17 protein-coding genes are annotated in these 18,655 nt (G+C 61.9%); 10 read left to right on the top strand and 7 right to left on the bottom strand.

Translation table 11 applies throughout. The features are described 5' to 3' along the window. The first annotated feature begins 52 nt into the window (after window positions 1–52). Window positions 53–1,441: an MBL fold metallo-hydrolase gene (locus L6966_RS03975; RefSeq protein ID WP_237224439.1), complete on the top strand. Its 1,389-nt coding sequence runs from the start codon at window positions 53–55 to the stop codon at window positions 1,439–1,441. A gap of 20 nt (window positions 1,442–1,461) precedes the next feature. On the opposite strand, the gene L6966_RS03970 is transcribed toward L6966_RS03975, so the two are convergent. Continuing rightward, on the bottom strand, window positions 1,462–3,117 hold the full coding sequence (locus tag L6966_RS03970) for an alpha-keto acid decarboxylase family protein (protein ID WP_237232914.1): 1,656 nt from the start codon (window positions 3,115–3,117) through the stop codon (window positions 1,462–1,464). A gap of 153 nt (window positions 3,118–3,270) precedes the next feature. Next, complete coding sequence (locus L6966_RS03965; protein WP_237232913.1) at window positions 3,271–3,522, bottom strand: ribbon-helix-helix domain-containing protein; 252 nt, start codon at window positions 3,520–3,522, stop codon at window positions 3,271–3,273. 46 nt (window positions 3,523–3,568) lie between these two features. On the opposite strand from L6966_RS03965, the gene L6966_RS03960 reads away from it, so the two are divergent. The 4 genes from L6966_RS03960 to L6966_RS03945 all read left to right on the top strand — a co-directional run bounded on the left by L6966_RS03960 (window position 3,569) and on the right by L6966_RS03945 (window position 8,936). Further along, on the top strand, window positions 3,569–4,567 hold the full coding sequence (locus L6966_RS03960; RefSeq protein WP_237224442.1) for an alpha/beta hydrolase: 999 nt from the start codon (window positions 3,569–3,571) through the stop codon (window positions 4,565–4,567). A gap of 118 nt (window positions 4,568–4,685) precedes the next feature. Continuing rightward, a complete protein-coding gene (locus L6966_RS03955) occupies window positions 4,686–5,276 on the top strand; it encodes a TetR/AcrR family transcriptional regulator (protein WP_237232912.1) in 591 nt (196 codons plus the stop codon). Window positions 5,277–5,357: 81 nt separating this feature from the next. After that, on the top strand, window positions 5,358–8,093 hold the full coding sequence (locus L6966_RS03950; protein WP_237232911.1) for an HAD-IC family P-type ATPase: 2,736 nt from the start codon (window positions 5,358–5,360) through the stop codon (window positions 8,091–8,093). A 96-nt stretch (window positions 8,094–8,189) separates the two neighbouring features. Further along, entirely contained in the window at window positions 8,190–8,936 is a 747-nt protein-coding gene (locus L6966_RS03945; RefSeq protein WP_419721880.1) for a VIT1/CCC1 transporter family protein, read from the top strand. A 54-nt stretch (window positions 8,937–8,990) separates the two neighbouring features. Here the strand turns inward: L6966_RS03945 and L6966_RS03940 are convergent, their stop codons facing one another. Further along, entirely contained in the window at window positions 8,991–9,941 is a 951-nt protein-coding gene (locus L6966_RS03940; protein WP_237232910.1) for a sucrase ferredoxin, read from the bottom strand. Window positions 9,942–10,088: 147 nt separating this feature from the next. Here L6966_RS03940 and L6966_RS03935 point away from each other — a divergent pair, with 147 nt between their 5' ends. The 5 genes from L6966_RS03935 to L6966_RS03915 all read left to right on the top strand — a co-directional run bounded on the left by L6966_RS03935 (window position 10,089) and on the right by L6966_RS03915 (window position 14,291). After that, window positions 10,089–10,514 carry an RNA-binding S4 domain-containing protein gene (locus tag L6966_RS03935; protein ID WP_237224446.1) on the top strand — a complete coding sequence of 142 codons (426 nt, stop codon included), beginning with the start codon at window positions 10,089–10,091 and terminating at the stop codon, window positions 10,512–10,514. 2 nt (window positions 10,515–10,516) lie between these two features. Further along, window positions 10,517–11,038 (top strand): GNAT family N-acetyltransferase, encoded by a 522-nt coding sequence (locus L6966_RS03930; protein WP_237232909.1) that lies wholly within the window; start codon window positions 10,517–10,519, stop codon window positions 11,036–11,038. Window positions 11,039–11,129: 91 nt separating this feature from the next. Continuing rightward, window positions 11,130–11,711 carry a GNAT family N-acetyltransferase gene (locus L6966_RS03925; protein WP_237232908.1) on the top strand — a complete coding sequence of 194 codons (582 nt, stop codon included), beginning with the start codon at window positions 11,130–11,132 and terminating at the stop codon, window positions 11,709–11,711. Between the two features lie 117 nt (window positions 11,712–11,828). Continuing rightward, on the top strand, window positions 11,829–12,698 hold the full coding sequence (locus tag L6966_RS03920; RefSeq protein ID WP_237232907.1) for a shikimate 5-dehydrogenase: 870 nt from the start codon (window positions 11,829–11,831) through the stop codon (window positions 12,696–12,698). Between the two features lie 153 nt (window positions 12,699–12,851). Further along, entirely contained in the window at window positions 12,852–14,291 is a 1,440-nt protein-coding gene (locus L6966_RS03915) for an MATE family efflux transporter (RefSeq protein ID WP_237232906.1), read from the top strand. Between the two features lie 84 nt (window positions 14,292–14,375). Here L6966_RS03915 and L6966_RS03910 read toward each other — a convergent pair whose 3' ends face one another. The 4 genes from L6966_RS03910 to L6966_RS03895 are packed head-to-tail and all read right to left on the bottom strand — an operon-like array spanning window position 14,376 to window position 18,638. After that, window positions 14,376–15,158 (bottom strand): 3-oxoacyl-ACP reductase, encoded by a 783-nt coding sequence (locus L6966_RS03910; protein WP_083091879.1) that lies wholly within the window; start codon window positions 15,156–15,158, stop codon window positions 14,376–14,378. Window positions 15,159–15,190: 32 nt separating this feature from the next. Next, a complete protein-coding gene (locus L6966_RS03905) occupies window positions 15,191–16,546 on the bottom strand; it encodes an aldehyde dehydrogenase family protein (protein ID WP_083091880.1) in 1,356 nt (451 codons plus the stop codon). A gap of 9 nt (window positions 16,547–16,555) precedes the next feature. Continuing rightward, window positions 16,556–17,272: a gamma-glutamyl-gamma-aminobutyrate hydrolase family protein gene (locus L6966_RS03900; RefSeq protein ID WP_237232905.1), complete on the bottom strand. Its 717-nt coding sequence runs from the start codon at window positions 17,270–17,272 to the stop codon at window positions 16,556–16,558. Further along, on the bottom strand, window positions 17,253–18,638 hold the full coding sequence (locus L6966_RS03895; RefSeq protein WP_237232904.1) for a glutamine synthetase family protein: 1,386 nt from the start codon (window positions 18,636–18,638) through the stop codon (window positions 17,253–17,255). Before L6966_RS03895 ends, L6966_RS03900 begins: the two co-directional genes overlap by 20 nt. Window positions 18,639–18,655 lie beyond the last annotated feature (17 nt).

The raw sequence follows: 18,655 nt of genomic DNA, 5'->3' as shown, positions 1-18,655 counted from the left end.
TTTAAATACCCCCAGGGGTATTTTTAAACGACTGATACCGAAAGGACCTACCGTGCTCTTTGAACGCATCTACGAAGAAGGCCTCGCCCAGGCCAGCTACTTCATCGGCTGCCAGCGCAAGGGCGAAGCCATCGTGGTGGACGCCCGTCGCGACATCCAGGTCTACCTCGACCTGGCCGCCAAAAACAACATGAAGATTGTGGCAGCTACCGAAACCCACATCCACGCCGACTACCTCTCAGGAACCCGTGAACTGGCGTCCGCAACCGGCGCCAGCGTCTACCTCTCCGGCGAAGGCGGGGACGACTGGCAGTACGACTTCGACGGCACCCGCCTCTACCACGGTGACACCATCCAGCTGGGCAAAATCACCGTCACCGCCCAGCACACCCCCGGCCACACCCCGGAGCACCTCTCCTTCCTCATCACCGACGGCGCAGTGGCCGACGCCCCCGGCTACATGCTCACCGGCGACTTCGTCTTTGTGGGCGACCTGGGCCGACCCGACCTGCTCGATGAAGCCGCAGGCGGTATCGACACCCGCTTTGCCGGCGCCCGGGACCTCTTCGCCAGCCTCAAAAACATCTTCGTGCCCCTGCCCGATCACGTGCAGGTGCACCCCGCCCACGGCGCAGGATCCCCCTGCGGCAAAGCCCTTGGCGCGGTCCCCTCAAGCACCGTCGGCTACGAAAAGGCCTACGCCTGGTGGGCACCCTACGTGCGCAATGATGACGAGCAGGGCTTCATCGATGAACTGCTCAACGGCCAGCCCGACGCCCACGCCTACTTCGCCCGCATGAAGAAGGAAAACCGTCTCGGCCCGGCCCTCATCGGCTACCCAGCCCCCAAACCCGCTGAACTCACCGCCGACCAGGTGGCAGAAAAACTTGAGGCTGACCAGGTTATCTTCATCGATACCCGCAGCCAGCACGGCGTGCACAGCGGCACCGTAGAGGGCTCCCTGAACGTCCCGGCAGGCCCCCAGGCCTCCAACTTCGCCGCCTGGGTGCTGGACCCCGACCGCGAAAGCCGCCCCCTGGTCGTCCTGGCTGATACCCAAGCCCAGGCAGCTAACCTGCGCGATGCCCTCTACCGGGTGGGCATTGACACCGTTCGCTACTACACCACCGATATTGAGCCCCTGGTGAACTTCACCCCGCCCCTGGTTACGGTGGATGAGCTGGATTCCACCGGTCGCGATGCCCTGGTCGATGTGCGTGCTAAAAACGAGTACGCCGCAGGCACTATTCCCGGTGCCCAGCAGCTCTCCGGCGGCTCTGCCCTCTGGCGTCTTGACGAACTGCCCGCCCCCGGCTCGACCCTGCTGACCTTCTGCCAGTCCGGCGTGCGTAACTCGGTGGTCGCCAGCGGCCTGCGCCGGGCCGGGTACACCGTGCTTGAGCTAGAAGGCAGCTACGCCGCCTGGGTAGCGCAGAACTAGCCAGGGTGGGGTGGCTACTTTTAGGAGTTGGCGCGGGTCAGCGCTGCGGCCACGTCGGCCAGCAGGGCGGGAACGTCGTCCCTATCCATCATGATTTCTAGGAATACCAGCTTGTCGCGGGTTGCCTGGGTCAGGGCGGTTGCCTCCAGTAGCTCGGCGGCGGTGGTCACGCGCAGCATGAGCACGTCCTCCTCGGTCGCCCCCAGGGCCGCCGGGATCAGCTGCCAGTTGTAGCGGCGGATGTCATTGTAGGGCTGGGTGGCCCCGTGAATGGCACGCTCTACCGTGTAGCCGTCATTGTTAATGAGCACCACCACCGGGTTGATTTTCTGTTCCAGCATGGTGCCGATTTCCTGGAAGGTCAGCTGGGCTGAGCCGTCGCCAATGAGCAGGACGCCGCGCGCGCCCCGGTCGGCAATCGCGGCCCCCAGCATGGCGGGCAGGGTATAGCCAATAGAACCCCACAGGGGCTGGCCGATGAACATGGAGTTCTCAGGGAAGCGGCGGGAGGCCATGCCGAAGAAGGAGGTGCCCTGGTCGGCCACCACAATGTTGCCCGGTGACAGCTCGCGGGAGAGCAGGGACCAGAGGACGTCCTGGGTCAGCGGGGCGGTCATATCGATGTCTTCGTGGGTTTCTTCTTCCCAGGGCAGCAGCTCCTTGGGGGTTGCCCCGACCTCACGGGCAATCTCGCGCACAATATCCAGGGCGGTATCGAGGGTGAGCGGGGCGTAGGTCTTACGGCCAATCTTGGCGGTCTGGGCGCCCAGGAAGACGGTGTTTTCGGGGAGGTTCTGGGAGAAACCTGCGGTGGTGGTGTCGGTGAAGGTCACGCCCGCGCAGATCAGGGCTTGTGCCTGCTCCACGGCGTCCTTGGTGCGGGCGGACGACACCACCCCGGCGTAAATGCCCGCAAAAGCCGGCTTGGACTCGTCCACCAGGGTCTTGCCCCACATGAGGGTGGCATAGGGCAGGCCGGTTGCCTCCAGCATCTCAGTCAGGTTAGCCTGGGCCCCCATGCGGTGAACCAAAAGGTCAGCGAGCACCGTGGCCTGCTTGCCCGCCAGCACCTGAGCCAGGTCGGTGCGGAAAGCCTCGGCAGCGCCGGGGGAGGACAGGGCCTTGGGCACCTCCAGAGGGCCGGACGGCGGAGCCACCTCAACCCGGGCCACGTCGGTCGCCAGCAGAATGTAGCCGGGGCGCTTCTGGATCATCATCTCGCGCAGCGCGCGGTCGATCTCGGCAGTGGCGGTAGCGTGCTCAAGGTTAGCAACCGCGCAGGACACCTCAGAGGCCATACGGATAAAGTGGCTGAAGTCCCCATCCCCCAGGGTGTGGTGCATGGTCAGGTGGGCGGCCTGGGCGTCCTTGGAGGGGGCACCCACAATGTGCAGGACGGGCACGTGCTCGGCATAGGAGCCTGCCGTCGCGTTAATAGCTGAAAGCTCACCCACACCGTAGGTAGTGACCAGGGCGCCAATACCGCCCACGCGGGCGTAGCCGTCCGCCGCGTAGCCGGCGTTCAGCTCATTGGCGTTGCCCACCCAGGTGAGGTCCTTATGGGCAATCACATGGTCAAGGAACTGCAGGTTGAAGTCGCCGGGAACACCGAAAATATCGGTGGCCCCCAGGGAAGCCAGGCGGTCAAGCAGGTAGTCACTGACGGTGTAGGTCATGGGTGGTGTCCTTTAAATCTAAGAAGATGAGCAAGGGGTCTTTTGCATGAGATACCTGCGGGGTGTTGCAGGTATCACTTCTATAAGAATGTTAGCGGTGAATGGATCTATGCCTCTACATTCCATGTTTGAGAGCGGAGTGGTGAACTGAAATCATGCATCAACCCAGGCCTGGACAGCGGCGCGGATAGCTTCTGAACGGTTAAGATGCTCAACCTTAGCCTTATGCAAAAGGGCCGCAAGGAGCTCCTCCTCCATGCGGACGGGAATAACCGATGCAGGAGCGCCCCCGAGGCTTGGGCGGCCGCGTTTTTTAAAGCGGTCTACGGAGTAACCTTTTTCAGCCTCGTCTGCCCAGGCTTGAATCTGTTCTTCTGTTACCGGGGTGCCGTTGATAGTTTCCATATAAATATCGTAATACGAAAATGTGTGCGAGAGTATAGTGGATTGTATGACACAGCCAGACATTCTTGGTTCCCCCTACACCGCCGAAACTATCGACCTGGGCAGGGACTCCGAAGGCCCTCTCGTCGCCACCCTGGTCCACCGTCCCGCCAGCACTAGCGGTCAGGGCGCCGCGCCCCGCCCACCGGCGTCCGCCCAGGGAGAGCGCGGGGCAACCCAGCCTGCTGTGCTCTACCTGCACGGCTTTGTGGACTACTTCTTCCAAAAGGACCTCGGCGACTGGTGGTCCGAGCGCGGCTATGACTTCTACGCCCTTGACCTGCGCAAGTACGGCCGCTCCCTGCGGCCCGGGCAAACCCCCTTCTACACCGAAAGCCTTGACGACTACTTCGAAGACCTCACTGCCGCCTGGCAGCTCATCACCGGCCGCGACGGCCATCGGCAGGTCATCCTCGTGGCCCACTCCACCGGCGGGCTCATCGCCTCCCTCTGGGCTGGCCGCACTGCCCCGCCCGAACTGGCCGCCCTCGTCCTTAACTCACCCTGGCTGGACCACTTCAATAACCCCCTGGTGCGGGTTGCCGCAAGCGGCTCAATCGCCTCTTTGGCCCGCCTCAAGCCGCGCACCATCGTCCAGAAGTCTGCACCCGACCCCTACGCCCGCTCCCTGCACGCCGACCATGCAGGTAGCTGGGAGTTTAACACCGACTGGAAGACCCTCAACTTCCCGCCCATCTACGCAGGCTGGTTGGCTGCTGTGCGCCGGGCCCACCGGCAGTTGCAGGGTGGGCTCGATATTAAAGCTCCCGTGTTGGTGTTGACCTCAGCTCGTTCGGAGAGGCTAAAAGCCCCCGGCGACCGCCATGACTTCGATGCCATACTCAACGTGTGGAGCATTCGCCGCTGGGCCCTGGTGTTGGGTAAGAACGTCACCAGCCGCGTCATTGACGGTGCCACCCACGACGTTTTCCTCTCACCCGAGCCCGCCCGCGCAGACGCCTACGCGGCCCTAAGTGACTTTGTGAGCGCCCTTCCTGCCCACTAACTGCTCCCCTCGGGCCAGGAACTCAGCTACAAACAGAATATTTAATGTGCGCCCAACCCAGAATAAAAGATTGAACATTCTGTTTGTCAACTTAAAACAGCTTTGCTATTCTGTTTACATGCCTCGACTGACCGAAGAGACCCGCCTCGCCCGCCGGTCACAAATCGTTGAAGCAGCCACCGCCTGCTTCGCCAGAAGGGGCTACGCGGCCATCTCCATGGCAGACGTCATCAAAGAATCGGGCATGTCCAGCGGCTCCATCTACTCCCACTTCTCCAGCAAAGAAGAAATTCTGCGAGCCGCCATCGACCTCAACGTCAGCTTTCTTGAAGAAGCTATACGCGCCGTTTCCAAGCGGGCGGACGCCCCGGTCACCCCCCGCCAGATTTTCGACCTTATCGCCGCAGGCGCCATAGTGAGCTCACGCCCTGCAATACTGGTGAAGCTCTGGCCCGAAATGTGCTCCGGCGGGGAGGTTGACGGCGTCGTCGCAGACGCCCTGCTGCGTCTGCTCGCCGCGCTCGCAGACCAGCTCCAGGCCTGGGCGGACGCTCACGCTCCGGCCGGTACCGGTAGCCGCGACTATGCGTTGACTGCGGCAAATAAGGTACTCACCCTCGTCCACGGCTTTGCTCTGCGCTCAACCATCGACCCAACTCTCGACCGGCAGGCCTTTCTCAAGGAGCTAGCAACCATGCTCCCCGGTTAAGCCTCTCTGCCCATCTGCTGGTGCCTTGCCAGAACGGTAGGCCCTAGCCCACAGCCCAACAAAACCACCAGAAAAAGGATCATGGCTACTACCGCTGGCGCTCACGGCGCCCCACCGCTAGAAAGTACCGCCCACGCTCTGAGCGCCGAGCAGGTCGCCCAGGAGCTCGCGGTCAACCCCGAGACCGGCCTTGACAGTGCCCACGTTTCCGAGCGCCTGACCACCTATGGGCCCAACAGGCTCCCCGAGCCCAAAAAAGACAGCAACCTGGTGCGCTTCATGCGCCAGTTCCAAGACATCATGATCTATGTGCTCCTGGGCTCTGCGGTGCTTACTGCCTTTTTAGGGGAGTGGATCGACACCTTCGTGATTTTGGCCGTCGTCATTGCCAACGCGATTATCGGCTACATTCAAGAGGGAAAATCTGAGGCAGCTCTCGACGGCATCAAAAACATGCTCTCCTCCACGGCCTCGGTGCGCAGGAGCGGGGCCTGGGAGAATATCGATGCCGACCAGCTAGTGCCCGGTGACCTGGTACGCCTGGCAGCCGGTGACAAAATCCCCGCCGACATCCGTATTCTTGACGCCGCCAACTTAGCCGCCGAAGAATCAGCCCTAACCGGCGAATCTGTGCCCGCTGAAAAAGCCACGCACCCCGTTGACCGTGAGGCCGGTCTCGGCGACCGCACCTCCATGCTGTTCTCGGGCACCCTGGTCAGCTCCGGGTCAGCCCGCGGCCTAGTCGTAGCCACCGGCCAAAACACCCAAATCGGCCATATCAACACCATGATGAGCGAGGTGGACTCCCTTGAAACCCCGCTAACCCGCCAAATCTCAGCCTTCACCAAATGGCTGGCTATCGGCGTGATGGTCGCAGCCGTGCTCCTTGGGCTGATTGACTACTTTGCCTACGGCACCGCCCTGGTCGAAGCTGTGATGGGAGCGGTTGGTTTTGCGGTAGCAGCTATACCCGAAGGCCTGCCCGCTCTGATTACTATTACCCTGGCGCTGGGCGTGCAAACCCTGGCCCAGAAGAAGGCGATCACCCGCAAGCTCCCCTCGGTGCAGACCCTGGGCTCCGTGACCGTCATTAGCTCAGACAAGACCGGCACCCTAACCAAGAACGAAATGACCGTAACCCGCGCCGTCACCACCGCTGGCAGCTTTGAGGTTGAGGGAAACGGCTACGAGCCGGTAGGCTCCATTCGCCCTGCCGGGAAGGCTGCCACCAGCCAGGCTGTAGAACCCGGTGCCACCGTCGCGACCCTGGGCCGCATCATGGGTGTAGCCAACGAAACCGATGTCTTTGAAGAAGAAGGCCTCTGGAAGATCGCCGGTGAACCCACCGAAGGCGCAGTCAAAACCTTCTCTCTTAAACTGGGCGTGGACGCCGACGACTACCGGCGCACCGCAACCCTCCCCTTTAGCTCCGACTACAAGTTCATGGCCACCACGGTTGCGGACGTCGGGAGCGGCTCGCCGGCTGTCTTCGTCAAGGGGGCCCCGGACGTCCTGCTGGCCCGTTCTAACACCCAGCTCACCGAGACCGGAACTGAGCCGCTCGACGCTACCCGCTGGGAGAGGGCAGTTGACGAGCTCTCTGACCAGGGGCTACGTCTACTGGCTGCCGCCTACCGCCCTGCCAGCCCGCAGGATGCCACCGAACTGCCCCTAGACTCAGTAGATGACCTCATTTTTGTGGGCTTAGCAGGCATCGTTGACCCGCCGCGCCCCGAAGCAATTGACGCCATCGAGGCCTGCCACAGGGCGGGTATTACCGTCAAAATGATTACCGGCGACCACGCCGGAACGGCTACGGCCATCGCCCGCCAGATGGGCATTGACGACGGTGCCGGGGCCGTGACCGGAGCCCAGATTGAAACGGCCAGCGAGAGCGAGCTAGCCGAGCTAGCCCGCCGTCATAACGTCTTTGCCCGAACCAGCCCTGAACACAAGCTGCGCCTGGTCAAGGCCATGCAGGGCCAGGGCGAGATCGTCGCTATGACGGGTGACGGCGTGAACGACGCCCCTGCCCTGCGCCGTGCTGACGTGGGTGTTGCCATGGGCATCAAGGGTACCGAGGTCACCAAAGAGTCAGCCGAAGTGGTGCTTGCCGACGACAACTTCGCCACCATCAAAACTGCGGTTGAAGAAGGCCGCCGTATCTACGACAACCTGCGCAAGGCCCTGGTCTTTCTGCTGGTGACCAACGGGGCCCAGTCACTGGTGATGCTGGTTGCTATCCTGGCTGGTTGGATGCTCCCGCTCTCACCCCTGCAGATTCTCTGGGTCAATACGGTAACCGCTGTGACCCTGGCCTTCGCCTACGCTTTTGAACCCGCTGAAGATAACGTCATGAGTAGGCCCCCGCAGAATCCGTCGCACTCCATTGTGCGCGCCTCGCATATCGTGCAGATCGCTCTGGCCTCGCTACTCATTGCAGCTGCTACCATGGGCTCCTTCTATGTGCTACTGAACCAGGGCTTCTCGACCGAGGTAGCTCGCACCCAGGCAACCACCGTGCTGGTGGTCGCCCAGGCCTTCTACCTCTTCAACGTCAAGGCCCTGCAGAACACAGCCATGCGTACCACTGTGCTCTTCAATAACAGGGTGGCCTGGCTTGTGGTTGGAATTCTGGTGGCCCTGCAATTGGGCTTTATCTACCTACCCTTCATGCAGAATCTCTTTGAATCAACCTCGCTACCGGCGCGCTCCTACCTGATGTCCTTGAGCCTGGGGCTGGTGGTCTTCTTCATCATTGAGGCAGCTAAGCCGCTCATCTACGCGAAGGAACGCAAGGAGGCTCAGCGGGGTTAGGCCAGGGCCACCTCACCTGCCGGTTAAGCGGGGCCGAGCCTGCGGTGACTGCACACTCGCTGGTGGCACTCCGGGCGGGGGTCTAGGCTGATAGACATGATGAATCAACCTGCTGAGGCGGCCCCCGCCCCCCACGCCGGCGAGGCCCACGATATGGGCGGAGCCTACCAGGAGAAGCTCAACCGCCTGCGTGCTGCTGTTCTGGGCGCTAATGACGGCATTGTCTCTGTGGCCGCCACCGTGGTGGGTGTTGCCGGTGCAACCACCAGTACCTCTGCAATCGGCGTGGCTGCCGCAGCCGCCGTGGTCGGTGGTGCCATCTCAATGGCCCTGGGCGAATATGTCTCGGTTTCCTCCCAGGTGGACAGCCAGGAGGCCCTGATCGCCAAGGAAAAGGCCGAGCTACGCGAGCTGCCTGAGCACGAGCTCGATGAGCTGACCGAAATCCTTGAAGAGCGCGGTATCTCCCCCGAAACTGCCCGCAAGGCAGCCATTGAAATGACCGAGAAGAACGCCCTCAAGACCCACCTGCACTTTGAGCTGGGTATCGACGATGAGGACATCCCCTCACCCTGGTCCGCTGCCTTTGCCTCCGCCGGTGCCTTCCTGGTGGGAGCCCTGCTACCCACCCTGCTGATTTTGCTCTTCCCCGAGTCCACCCGCATTCCGGTGACCTTCGCCGGTGTGCTCATCGCCCTGGCTATTACCGGCACCTTGGGCGCCAAGTGGGGCGGATCCCCACACTATGGCAAGGCCGCTGTGCGCGTGGTAGTCGGCGGTGCCCTGGCCCTGGCCGTGACCTTCGGTGTGGGCTCTCTGCTGGGCGCTAGCGGCGTGGTCTAAAAATTGAGATTTGCCCCTGAAACAGGGCGATGCCTGGGTGATGAGGTAAAAGGGTTAGGCTGCCGTCCCCGGGCGCAGGCTGACGACCTCCCAGCTGAAAGCCGGGCCTGGCTCCTTACCGCAGGACGCCGGGCGCGGCGGTAGCTTGGTGCGGCGGGCGGTCACCACCCAGGCTCGCCCGTCGCGGTGAACTATACGAGCGGCGTACAGGTCGGGTTCGGTGGCGGTCATTTCGCTGGGGCTAAGGTGGTCGGGGCTCACCTGCTCACCGGCGTCCGCAAGAACCCGCCGTACCGCAGCCTCCGCCACTTGTTCAACCGGAGAGTGGGCCGAACGCCCGCGCAGGCCGGTCAGCTCCACGCGGTTGCCACGGGCAGCCTCAGCCACCGCCAGAGCACTAGAGAAGGTCAGCCGCCCGTAGGTGTAGCCGGTTGGTAGGCTGATAGCCACCGGGGCGAAGCGGTGCCCGCCGGTATGAGAGCACTCCCAGACGCTACCGTCAGCCAGCTGTTCTGACACGAAAGAGGCAATAGGTCGGCCACGCACCGCACAGCAGCGGTCACGCTTGGAATGGGTGCAGAACAGGGTCAAGGTTTCAGACGAAAGAACCGCGCCGGGTATATTCTCTGGGGTTTCGAGGGGGAGAGCGAGCAGGTCATCTGCACCGCGCACCTCAAAAGAATAAAGTTTGGCCCCAGAAAAACCCTTACCCCCGGTCACCGCAATGAAGGCACGGCGGCGAGCCCCAGCGTCCTTAACCTTCTGGCCCTCACGGCCAGGCTGCCTAACCAGGAGCAGACGGGCACCTACCTGCGCCATCTTCTCTTTGAGGACTAAAGAAAGATCGGTGCCGAAGGTGGTGCCGTCGAGAATGTCGCGCCCCCAGCCGCCGGGGTACTCCAGCAGAATCCAGATACGCTCGCAGGCGGCGGTACCCGGTAGGTTCTCGTCAACCGGTAGGGAACAGGAATCAGCAGGAACGGCAGGCGCAACAGGGGTAGTCATGGGCACAAGTGTACGGCAGGACGGAACCCGACGGGCAGCGAAAGTGCGTCATATCGCCGAGAGTGCGCACGACTACTGCACGCTCAGCGATATGACGCACGCTCGCGCGGGTAAGTGCTTCACCCGCTCATTGGGTAGCCTAGAAACATGACTTCACCCAGTGCCAACCAGCTAGCAGAGACCCTTGGCCCGGTGGAACCCCAGCCCCCGGTGCGTATCGACGTCTGGCTCTGGGCCGTGCGCGTCTTCAAGACCCGATCGCTGGCCTCCACCGAGGTCAAGGCCGCGCATGTGCGCCTGAACGGAGAACACACCAAGCCCTCGCAAAAGGTCAAGCCCGGCGATACCGTCACCGTGCGCTACCCCGGCTGGGAGCGAATCCTGGTCGTACAGAAAACTATCGCCAAGCGGGTCGGTGCGCCCCTGGCAGTGACCTGCTACAACGACATCTCCGCCCCCAAGCCTGCCTACCTCACCAGCGGCGTCCTGCCCAAGCGTGAGCGCGGCAGCGGCCGCCCCACCAAAACCGAACGCCGCGCCCTCAACAGGCTACGTGGCTACGAAAAGGAATAAGCGTGACCGTCATCATCCGACCCGCAACCCTGACTGATGCCGCCGCCCTCTCAGACTTCGCCGGCACCTACTTTCCCGATGCCGCCCCCGCCACGGTGCCCCGCGCCGCAGTAGCAGAGTTCATCGCCACAAACCTTGACGAGGCATCCCTGGCTCGCCACATTGCCACCGGGGCCTACGCCTTCACCATCGCCCTCAACACCCAGGGCGAGATAATCGCCTACACCGGCATTGACCATGAGGCCGAGCAGCCGGCAGAGGTACCCGGTAGCGCCGCCTACCTCAGCAAGTTCTACCTGAGTGAGGAGGCCCGCGGAACCGGCCTGGCTCAGGAACTGATGAGCCGGGTCATTGAGGACGCCCGCGCTGACGGTAAGGACGGCCTGCACCTGGGAACCCACCGCGAGAACGTCCGCGCCCAAAAATTCTACGAAAAAATGGGTTTTAAGCGGGTGGGGGAGCGGGTCTTCCGGTTGACTGAGACCGTAGTCGGCCACGATTACATCTTCTACCTGCCCCTTTAAACTGCCAGGTATGTGGGCTTGACGCGGTAGTATGTCTCTACGCCCGCCAGCCCCCAGCATCACTCGCCACGGCCGGGCGCTAGGAGAATTCATGAATTTTGAGGTTCGCCCACCCAGGCCCAATGAGGCCCTAGCGTGGGAGAGACTGCGTATAGTCTCGTGGCGGAAGGCCTACACCGGCACTTTCACCTCCCAAATGTTCGCCAAGCAGGAAGAGCAACTAGAGGCCCGCGCTACCGGTTTTGCCGAGTGGCTAGAGTCCACCGGTGGTAGCGGGCAGGACGCCCAGGCTCAGCTGGGTCAGCGCCGCCGCGCCCTGGTTGCGGTCAGGCTCCCCGAGTATGAGTCTCTCCCCAGCCTTGAAACACCTCGGCCAACTGCGGGGTCAACCCCCTGCCCCGACCCTGAAATCGGTTGTCTGCTGGGGCTGGCCTTCGCCTCCCAGATGCCCTATGACGTGCAGAAACTTGAGATGCTCTACCTGCTCCCCGAGGCTTTTGGCACCGGGGTGGCGCAGGCCCTGATGGCTGATGTGCTCGACCCCGGCCCCGCCGAGCTTGAGGTGCTGACCACTAACGTCCGTGCAATCCGCTTTTACACCAAGGAGGGCTTCACTATTGCCCACACCGATGAGTTTGCCGGGCGCAAAACCTACATTATGAGGCGACCCTAGCTGGCCCAGAGGAGCCAGAACACAGCTTACGCGGACGCCGGTGATAGGGTTGAAAGGGTTAGGCCGGTTTGCCCTACCGAGGCTTCCGGCGGGGAGCTAAACCCAGGAAAACACGCTATGACCACCTCACCCACTGCATTGGCATCCGCTAACCACACCCGGGAGGTTGCTGGCCGCCCGCCCCTCAACCGTGACACCACCGTCTGCATCTCTCTATCGGCCCGCCCCTCTAACCACGGCATTAAATTCCACAACTACCTCTATGAAAAGTTTGGCCTGGACTTTCTCTATAAAGCTATGACCACCAACGATATTGAGGCGGCTATCGGTGGTGTACGGGCCCTGGGTATTCGCGGCTGCTCGGTCTCCATGCCCTTTAAACAGGCCGTGATTCCCCTGGTCAACGAGATGGATCACTCCGCGTCGGTGATCGGTGCGGTCAACACCATCGTGAACACCGACGGCTACCTTAAGGCCTACAACACCGACGTGATTGCAGTGGCCTCCCTGCTGGCTAGCCACCGGGTTGACCCGGCCCTGCCCTTCCTGCTGCGCGGTTCAGGTGGTATGGCTGCGGCGGTGGCCGGGGCTTTCTACGATGCCGGATTCCGTAGCGGTACCATCATCGCCCGTAACGAAGAAACCGGCCGGGCCCTGGCCGAGCGTTACGGTTACACCTGGGCGCCAGAGGTAGGGGAGCTGGCCGCCCCTGTGCTGGTCAACGTCACCCCTATCGGCATGGAAGGTGGCCCCGAGGTTGATGCTCTGGCCTACCCGCTCCCCACTATCGAGGCTGCCCAGACGGTCTTTGATGTGGTCGCCATGCCCGTTGAAACCCCGCTGATTCGTGCGGGCCGGGCCGCTGGCAAAGAGGTTATCACCGGCGGCGAAGTCATTGCCTTGCAGGCTGCTGAGCAGTTCAAGCTTTACACCGGTCACGACGTCAGTGAGGCCGATGTGGCTGAAGCTGAAGCCCAGGCCAACTAGCCCTCGGCATGAGCCCCAAGCACCTAGGGCCCGGCTCCGTGAAGGTAGTTGCAAACGTCATCAGCCTGTTCTTAACTTCATGCACAGGGAACTTATAGCGGCATTCGAGGGGAGAGAAGACCTGCCCTTCCTCTGCGCGGTAGGGTGGTGAGCATGCCTCCTAGAACCTCTGACCGCCCCGCTACTTCTCTTAACCGCCAGATTCTGGCTCTGGCCGTTCCCGCCTTCGGAGCCCTCATTGCTGAGCCACTGCTGGTCCTGGCTGACTCGGCAATCGTGGGGCACCTGGGTAGTGGCCCGCTGGCCGGTCTGACCTTGGGATCCACGGTGGTGCAAACCCTGGTGGGTTTTATGGTTTTTCTGGCCTACTCGACTACTCCCGCAGTAGCCCGGGCGGTCGGTGCCGGGGATGCTGCCCGTGCCCTTGCTGCCGCCCGCAACGGCCTCTGGGTTGCCGCTGGTCTAGGGATTCTCTTCGCTCTGCTGCTGGCTGCCTCCGCTGACCTCCTGTTGCGTGCGCTGGGTGCAGGCGGGGACGTCCTGATTCACGCCCGCGCCTACCTGCTGCCCTCGCTGGTTGGCTTACCCGGTATGCTGCTGGTTCTCGCGGCCACCGGGGCCCTGCGCGGTTTTCAGGACGCCAAAACTCCGCTCTACGTTGCCACCCTGGGCGCGGCGGTGAACGTGCCACTCAGCTGGGCCCTGGTCTACCCGGTCGGCTGGGGTGTGGCCGGGTCGGCGGTGGCAACCGCTGCCGTGCAGTGGGGCATGGCTCTGGCCCTGACCGCCGCCGTCGTGGCGCGGGCAGGAGGTGGTGCTTCTGCTCGAATGCCCCTGTTTTTGCCGAAAGCGGCGCCTAGGGTGGGATTTTCGGCAAAAACAGGGGCATCCGCTAGCTGGTTGCCGGATGCCGCCGGGCTACTGGCCGTCTTTAGGGTGGGCGGCTGGCTGATGGTGCGGGCTGCGGCCCTGCGCATTGCCCTGCTGACGACCGTCTTTGTAGTGACCGCCCAGGGCGAGAAGAACCTGGCCGCCTACCAGCTGACCATGGCTTTCTTCAACCTGCTGGCCTTCGCCCTGGACTCACTGGCCATTGCCGCCCAGGCCCTGCTGGGTAAGGAGATGGGCGCCCAGAACCTGGCAACCCGGGAGGGGCAGGACGCCGTTGTGCGGCTGAAAAACCGCCTGGTGCGGTGGAGCGTGGGTTTTGGTCTGGTCACAGCACTGGCCTGCCCGGCGGTGGGCTTTGGCCTGGCCTGGGTGTTCACCTCAGACCCTGAGGTGCAACGGCTCTTTGCGCTCTCTCTGCTGGTGCTGGGTATAGGGCAACCTTTGGCCGCTTACGTCTTTATTCTGGACGGCGTGCTCATTGGCGCCCAGGACGTGCGCTACCTGGGCTTGGCTGGTCTCTTCACCCTGGTTGCCTACCTGCCGGTGCTGGGTGGGCTTTATATCTGGTGGCAGGAGGCAGCCCACCCTGCGTCCGCAACTACCGCCTACCTGTTGCTCTGGTGCGCCTACGCCCTCTGGTACATGGGCGCTCGCGCTTTTACTCTCTGGCGGCGGGCTCGCACCGGTGTGTGGGTGCGCTAGAACAGCTCCGCGTTCGTGAGAGCAGAGAAAGGCGGGGCACAGATAAGGCCTGCGCCCCGCCAACCTACCTGGTGAGTGAGCGGTTTACTCGGGGGTGACGTAGGCGGCAGTAATGCCACCGTCTACGTTGAAGGCAGTGGCGTTAACAAATGATGAGTCATCGCTTGCCAGGAAGGCTACGGCAGCAGCGATTTCCTCGGGTTCGGCGAAGCTGCCGCGGGGCACGTGCACCAGGCGACGGGCCGCAGCTACCGGATCTTTGGCAAAGAGTTCCTGGAGCAGGGGGGTGTTCACCGGCCCAGGGCAGAGGGCATTGACGCGGATGCCGTCCTTGGCGAACTGGACGCCGAGTTCCCGGCTCATAGACAGTACCCCTCCCTTGGACGCGGAGTAGGAAATCTGAGAAGTAGCTGCGCCCATGAGAGCCACAAAGGAGGCGGTGTTGATGATGGAGCCCGACTTTTGCTCAACCATGTATTCCAGGGCGTACTTACAGCAGTAGTAGACGCTGGTCAGGTTGACCTCCTGCACCTTACGCCAGGCATCAATGCCGGTGGTGAGAATAGAGTTGTCATCGGCGGGTGAGATACCTGCATTGTTGAAAGCAACGTCGATGCGGCCGTAGGCATCATGCACAGTCTTGAAGAGGTTCTTAACAGATTCTTCGTCCGCCACGTTGGTCTTGACGAACAGCCCGCCGAGCTCTTCAGCGAGCTGAGGGCCCTTGACGTCATCAAGATCAGCGATAACGGGAATACCCTTTTCCAGGGCAACGCGCCGGGCGGTTGCGAGGCCGATGCCTGAAGCGCCGCCGGTAATCACGACGACCTTTTCTTCAAGGCGGTTAGAGATGAGTTCCTTGGGCATGAAGAAGTCCCTTTCTGAAATAGTGGTTGTGCTTATGCGGAGTAGAAAACGTTTTTGGTTTCGGTGAATGCGTCTACTGCGTCAGGGCCAAGCTCCCGCCCGAGGCCCGACTGCTTAAAGCCTCCGAAGGGAGTCCAGTAGCGCACCGATGCATGGGAGTTGACCGAGAGGTTGCCGGTTTCGATGGCGCGGCTGGCGCGAATCGCCCGGTCAAGAGACCCCGTCCAGAGAGAGCCGGAAAGACCGTATTCAGTATTATTGGCGATTGCAATGGCCTCTTCTTCGGTGCTGAAGGGGACGACGGAAACGACCGGGCCGAAGATTTCTTCGTTGAAGTCGGCTGTATCAATCGAGTCCGGGGTGAGGACCGTGGGGGCCACCCAGTTCCCGGGACCGGTGGGGCAGGAGCCGGTGAATGACACCGAAGCAGCTTCAATATAGCGGCGTACGGAGTCGGCGTGGGAGGCCGTGATGAGTGGGCCCATGTCGGTGGAGGTGTCTTGGGGGTCGCCCACCCTAAACCGTTGAACGGCGGTTTCAAAGTGCCCCATGAACTCGTCGTAGATGTCCTTTTGGACGAGTAGGCGTGAGCGTGAGCAACAGTCCTGGCCGGAGTTGTCAAAGACACCCCCGGGGGCTGCGTGGGCGGCTTTCTCAATATCGGCGTCGGCAAAGACGATGTTAGCGTTCTTGCCACCTAGCTCTAGGGTGGTGCGTTTGATGGTCTGTGCGCAGGTTGCAAGAACGTGCTTGCCGACGTCGGTGGATCCGGTGAAAACAATCTTACGCACCAGGGGGTGGGTGAGCATGGTTTCACCAACAACGGAGCCCCGCCCCGGTAAAACCGTGAAAAGACCCTCGGGTAGGCCTGCCTGGAGGCCTAGCTCAGCGAGGCGGAGGGCGGTGAGCGGTGTTACTTCGGCGGGTTTGAGTACGACTGCGTTTCCTGCGGCGAGGGCGGGCGCGAACCCCCACCCGGCGATGGGCATAGGGAAGTTCCAGGGGACGATGACGCCCACAACCCCTAGTGGCTCCTTGTAGGTGATGTTGATACCGCCGGGAACGGGGATCTGCCGGCCAAAGAGGCGCTCGGGTGCGGCTGCGTAGTAGTTCAGCACGTTGTGGACGTTGTCAGCCTCCCACAGGGCGTTAGAGATGGTGTGGCCGGAGTTGAGGACTTCTAAATCTGCTAGCTCCTGCCGGTGTTCGTGAACGAGCCGGGCAAATTCTCTGAGCACCGCAGCCTTGTGGGCAGGGTCGGTGGCTGCCCAGCCCGGCTGTGCTGCTGCTGCCTGCTCGATGGCGTCCCCGGTCTGTTCAGCAGAGGTCTGGGGGATCTCCCGGATGAGCTGGCCGTTGGAGGGGTTGAAGAGTTGTGTCACAGACATACGGTTTCTCTATTTCTGAAGATGATTGATGAAGGCATCAATGATTCTGCGGTCATCGGGGTTGTGTTCCGGGTGCCACTGCACGGCCAGGACCCAGCCGGTGTAGGGGGAATCGTCCGCGAGCTCAAGGGCCTCAACTAGACCTTCGGGGCTGGTGGCGGTGGGCTTGAGGCCGGGGGCTACCCGGTCGACTGCCTGGTGGTGGTAGCAGGGGGCCGATGCGGCCTCTCCCAGGATATCTGCTAGTAGGGTGCCAGGCGATATGGTGAGGTTTACCTGGCCGTACACTCCGGGCTCGGGTCGGTAGCGGTCATGCCCCAGTAGCTCGGGTATGTGCTGGTGCAGAGTCCCGCCCAGGGCCGTATTGAGAACCTGCATGCCTCGGCAGATGGCGAGCAGGGGAAGGCCCCGGGTGAGAGCTGCCCTGGTGAGCAGGGTATCGTGGGTGTCTCGGTCTTCCTGGTAGAGGGTCGTTGCGTGCTGGTCGGCGCCGTAGAGGGCCGGGTTCACGTCGGTTCCCCCGGCAACAAGGAGCCCGTCCAAGCGGTCGAGGATGCTGACGTCGGTTCCGATAGGGGGGAGGAGCACGGGGTAGGCCCCTGCTGCGGCTACTTCCCGGGCGTAGTCGATAGGAAGTAGCGTGGCCTCATCTTCCCAGACTCCCCACCGGGCCTCCTGCAGGTAGGTGGTAATTCCAACAATCGGTTTAGAGGCGTTCAAAACCACGAATCCTTTCCCAGTCGGTGACGGTTGAGTTGTAGGCCTCAATTTCTACTTGGGCGGCATGCGCGTAGTGCTCAACGACGTCAGGCCCGAACACGTCTAGGACGAGCTGGGAGCTGATGAGCTTTTCGCGGGCTGCTGCCAGGGTGGTTGGTAGCCGTTGGGCGTCGGAGGTGTAGGCGTTGCCGGGCATCTTGTCAGGCATCTCGAGTTTGTTTTCTATGCCGTAGATGCCGGCTGCAATCATGGCGGCAACCGCTAGGTAGGGGTTGAGGTCTGCGCCGCCCACCCGGTTTTCAATTCGTAGCCCCGGGCCGTGGCCGACTACTCGCACAGCGCAGGTGCGGTTGTCGATGCCCCAGGCGATTGCGGTGGGGGCGAAGCTGCCTTCCACGAAGCGTTTGTAGGAGTTGATGTTGGGGGCGAAGAAGTAGGTGAAATCTTCGATGCAGTTCAGCTGGCCCGCAATGAAGTGCTCCATCATCGTGCTAAACCCGTGTTCTCTATCGCCGGCGAGGACGGGCTCGTCCTCCAGGGTGCGGAAGCTGAGGTGGATATGGCAGGAGCTGCCTTCTTGCTGGTTGTACTTGGCCATGAAGGTGATTGATTTACCGTGTTGAGCGGCAATTTCTTTAGCGCCGTTCTTGTAGAGGGCGTGGTTGTCGCAGCTTTGTAGCGCGTCCTGGTAGCGGAAGGTGATTTCGTGTTGCCCATAATTGCACTCACCCTTAGCGCCCTCACAGTACATTCCGGAGCTGACCATCTTGGTGCGGATGTCTTGGAGTAACGGTTCCACCTTGGTGGTTCCCAGGAGGGAGTAGTCGACGTTGTACAGGTTGGAGGGGGTGAGGTTGCTGTACCCGGCTTTCTGTGCTTCTTCGTAGGTGTCGTCAAACATGATGAATTCAAGTTCGGTGCCAACGTAGGCTTTGAGGCCCAGTCTTTCAAGTCGTTCCAGTTGAGTGATGAGCATCTGACGGGGAGACTCTTGAACGGGCTGGCCGTTTGTCGTGAAGAAGTCACAATAAACCATGGCGGTGCGTTCTAGCCACGCGACCTTGCGCAGGGTGCGCATATCGGGGCGCATCTCTAGGTCGCCGTACCCGTTTTCCCACGAGGATATCTTGAAGCCGGGCACCGTGTTCATTTCAACGTCTACAGCCAGCAGGTAGTTGCATGACTCTGTTCCGTGTTCGTAGATACCGTCTAGAAAAAACTCGCTGGTCAGCCGTTTTCCCTGTAGGCGGCCCTGCATGTCGACGACCGCGACGATAACGGTGTCGATGTCACCGCTCTTATGGAGTGTCTTCAGCTCTTCTAGGGTGAGAAAGCCATCTCGGTATTCAGTGTAGGCGGATGCTAGTGTCATGGGACTTCCCCGTTCTT

The organism is Rothia nasisuis (assembly GCF_928381405.1).
GTDB lineage: Bacteria > Actinomycetota > Actinomycetes > Actinomycetales > Micrococcaceae > Rothia > Rothia nasisuis.
This window is presented reverse-complemented; position numbering and strand designations above follow the sequence as displayed.

What these genes read in the sequence shown, in the direction of transcription:
- L6966_RS03920 (WP_237232907.1), top strand. Translation starts at nt 11,829, where the DNA reads ATGACCACCTCACCCACTGCATTGGCATCCGCTAACCACACCCGGGAG.
- L6966_RS03950 (WP_237232911.1), top strand. Translation starts at nt 5,358, where the DNA reads ATGGCTACTACCGCTGGCGCTCACGGCGCCCCACCGCTAGAAAGTACC.
- L6966_RS03960 (WP_237224442.1), top strand. Translation starts at nt 3,569, where the DNA reads ATGACACAGCCAGACATTCTTGGTTCCCCCTACACCGCCGAAACTATC.
- L6966_RS03940 (WP_237232910.1), bottom strand. Translation starts at nt 9,941, where the DNA reads ATGACTACCCCTGTTGCGCCTGCCGTTCCTGCTGATTCCTGTTCCCTA.
- L6966_RS03955 (WP_237232912.1), top strand. Translation starts at nt 4,686, where the DNA reads ATGCCTCGACTGACCGAAGAGACCCGCCTCGCCCGCCGGTCACAAATC.
- L6966_RS03905 (WP_083091880.1), bottom strand. Translation starts at nt 16,546, where the DNA reads ATGTCTGTGACACAACTCTTCAACCCCTCCAACGGCCAGCTCATCCGG.
- L6966_RS03935 (WP_237224446.1), top strand. Translation starts at nt 10,089, where the DNA reads ATGACTTCACCCAGTGCCAACCAGCTAGCAGAGACCCTTGGCCCGGTG.
- L6966_RS03965 (WP_237232913.1), bottom strand. Translation starts at nt 3,522, where the DNA reads ATGGAAACTATCAACGGCACCCCGGTAACAGAAGAACAGATTCAAGCC.
- L6966_RS03910 (WP_083091879.1), bottom strand. Translation starts at nt 15,158, where the DNA reads ATGCCCAAGGAACTCATCTCTAACCGCCTTGAAGAAAAGGTCGTCGTG.
- L6966_RS03925 (WP_237232908.1), top strand. Translation starts at nt 11,130, where the DNA reads ATGAATTTTGAGGTTCGCCCACCCAGGCCCAATGAGGCCCTAGCGTGG.
- L6966_RS03945 (WP_419721880.1), top strand. Translation starts at nt 8,190, where the DNA reads ATGATGAATCAACCTGCTGAGGCGGCCCCCGCCCCCCACGCCGGCGAG.
- L6966_RS03895 (WP_237232904.1), bottom strand. Translation starts at nt 18,638, where the DNA reads ATGACACTAGCATCCGCCTACACTGAATACCGAGATGGCTTTCTCACC.
- L6966_RS03970 (WP_237232914.1), bottom strand. Translation starts at nt 3,117, where the DNA reads ATGACCTACACCGTCAGTGACTACCTGCTTGACCGCCTGGCTTCCCTG.
- L6966_RS03915 (WP_237232906.1), top strand. Translation starts at nt 12,852, where the DNA reads ATGCCTCCTAGAACCTCTGACCGCCCCGCTACTTCTCTTAACCGCCAG.